Consider the following 2,511-nt stretch of genomic DNA (forward strand, 5'->3'; position numbering starts at 1 on the left):
CAAAAACAAATCTCTTATTTTTACATAATATAACTTTTACTAATGCACTAGCCGTCAATTATAGTAATTTAGTCTTGCTAGAAAAAAAAGTTTATTTGAACAGTTCTTTATTAAAATTATTTAATCAAAGCGCATATGTAACTTTTTATGGTTTAACAACAATAAATAATAAACCAATAGTAGATTTTGAAGATGATGGTACATATCAAGATTGTTCTTTAATTACTAGTGACCCTTCAAATGGTGTTTGCCAAATTATCCAAGATTCTAATGGAATATTTATTTTTAATGTAACCCATTTCACATCATATTCAGCTAGTGGATCCTCCTCCTCATCCACCCCAACATCATCCCCTTCAGGCGGAGGCCCTAGTTCAAGAACTTATCCCAGCACTCCTCCTGCAATGCCAACAGTAGTATCACCATCTCCTTCGGGACAAAAAGCAGCCAGAGTAGAAAAACCTCATAAATTTAACTTAGGCACTTTCAACAGTACTTACCCGCCTTACATTCCAAAGGTCAAAAAAGTTAGCTGTTTAAAATTAAAAGAATCAATTGTTTACAGAGGAAAAAAACCTGAATTTGAAGATTTATTTAAAATAGCTCCTGTTCAAATAACAGAAACTCTTCCAAAAGGCTATTCTTTGGCAATGGAACCGATCCAGCTATTTTGCAAAAAGCCAAAAGTAGAACTTACTGTTTCTGTTCCTGAAAACTTTAAAGATCTTAAAGCCTTAAGATGCAGAAATGGAAAATGTTATGCAGTAGAGCCAAAAAAAGATTCCAAAGCAGAATGCGGAAACATCCTTCAACAAAAGCTAAGAGTTAATGATTTTTATACTCCTGAAATGTTTCCAGTAAGAGTTAAAACAATCAAAATTAATTCCTCCACAAAAACGCAAAACAGTTCCAATTTCATTCTAAAATCTCTTTCACAGAGTTCAGATGTGAAATTATCTATGTCGTATGAATCTGTTAAAGAACCTTTAAACCCCACATTAAAATTAGTTGGCACACCTGTTGTTTTGGAAGGCAAGGGTAAGGTTGAGTTAAAGATTCCAAAAATTTATCCCTCAAATATAGACCCAAAATCTTTGGAAGTATATGTCTATAAAAACAAATGGTATAGAATTGAATCAAAAGAAGAAGACAAATATTTCAGTGTAACATTAACTATTGATGGCAGATTATTAGTAGGTTTAATAGGCACATTTTGCGAGAATTGCAATAGCACTACTTTTAAGAGAGTTTATTCTCCAAGCAATGCAAGAGATGCATTAATTCTTGTGCACGGATTAGCTAACACTCCTGCCAGATTTAATGATATCATCAACGATATCAGATTTACCAACCAACCTTTCCAAGTTTGGGTTTTCGGATATCCCTCATCAAGAGAAAATAAACAAAATGCACTAGACCTTGCAAATTATTTAGAAAAAAATTCTGCAAATTATGATAGAATATTCTTTGCAACGCATAGTCTGGGAGGAAAAATTACACAGATGGCATTGCGTTATGCTTATGACAATAATTATAATTTTGTCAAAAAAGTCAAAAAAGTGATTCTTGTCGCTACTCCAAATATCAATTTAACCGGTTTAAAAATCTTTGAATCATTATTTGATTACCTTGTCAACCAGCCACTTACAGACAAATTATTTGATTTGGACAGCACAGCATTAAAAGAATTATTGCATCCTGAACCAATTGAAAGAGTCCCTGGCATTGAATATTATGCAATAGCAGGAACAAAAGAATATCCATTCACTCGTTCCTTAGGAATCACAAAAGAAAATGACGGAATTGTTGAGGTTGAAAATGTTCAGCATGTAGGCGGTATTAATCAGGAACCAATAGATGATATGTGTAAAAATTTCTGGAAGATCCCTGAGACGCATACAGAACTTTTAGACAATCCTATTTCAAGAAAAATTATAGAACAAATTGTGGCAAAAGAGATTACTTCAGAAGACATTAAATTAGGGGAGCAAATCTATGCTACAATTGATTTAGACGATTGTGTTGCAGGAGATAAAATCTTGATTATAGGTAAAGAGATACCTAAAGAAATGCTTTTTGACCCGACTGGTTGCAGCTGCGGCAATGGTGTCTGTGGAGAAGGAGAAAATGAACAAAATTGTCCTGCTGATTGTTTAATAATTCCTGAAGTGAAAGAAAAATGTCCTTTCTGGCTGAATTATGTTCTCCTTGCAATGTTAATATTATTAATCGGACTTGTTTATTATTCAAACATTGAAAAGAAGTATTATGATCAATTTAGAAATTATTTATTCGGATTAGTGTCTATTTCAGGACTTTTACTGCTTTATATTTTATTCTCTTGCGGATTATCTCTGCTATATTTCATAAATTTGATTTTATTTGTTTTGATAATATTCACATCAACCCAAAATAAAAAGGACGATCATGATAGATTGCTGGAATTAAATAATATATTTTATTCATTGCATCAAAAATTCAAAGAAAAAAATTATTCAGAAGCTATTTTGC

The 2,511-nt window shown here is 32.2% G+C and carries 1 protein-coding gene; it reads left to right on the forward strand.

The window, feature by feature from the left end; translation table 11 throughout:
* On the forward strand, nt 1-2,511 hold a 2,511-nt coding region (locus D6734_03730), incomplete at both ends, for a hypothetical protein (protein RMF96408.1).

The organism is Candidatus Schekmanbacteria bacterium (genome assembly GCA_003695725.1).
Lineage (GTDB): Bacteria > Schekmanbacteria > GWA2-38-11 > GWA2-38-11 > J061 > J061.